Here is a 356-nt window from a genome sequence, read left to right on the forward strand (position 1 = left end):
CATGTCTTCTATTAATAGAAGCATGATAATTTATTGTTTGTTGACGCTTGTTTGTTTAGTTTTCAAAGAACAATATTGTTGTCGTTCAAATGACAACTTTTAAATCTTACCACCTTTGAACCAGCTCGTCAACACTTTTTTTGAAAGTCTTTTAAACAATCAATCAAGCGGAGCTGAGTTACTATAATAACACCTCAGGTGTTACCTAACAACCAGCAGTAACTGGAAAAGAATGATATGGGGATTAAAAAAGACAGGGATCAAAATCTCTGTCTTTTCGCCCGGCGGCGTCCTACTCTCACAGGGGGAAACCCCCAACTACCATCGGCGCTGAGAAGCTTAACTTCCGTGTTCGG

1 rRNA gene is annotated in these 356 nt (G+C 39.6%); it reads right to left on the bottom strand.

Going from position 1 to position 356, the window contains the following annotated elements:
• Window positions 1-279 precede the first annotated feature (279 nt).
• A 5S ribosomal RNA gene (rrf, locus tag FS736_RS23460) occupies window positions 280-356 on the bottom strand; the annotation flags it as partial.

This window comes from Cytobacillus oceanisediminis 2691, from assembly GCF_007678455.1.
In the GTDB taxonomy this organism is placed as follows: Bacteria; Bacillota; Bacilli; order Bacillales; family Cytobacillaceae; genus Mesobacillus; species Mesobacillus oceanisediminis_A.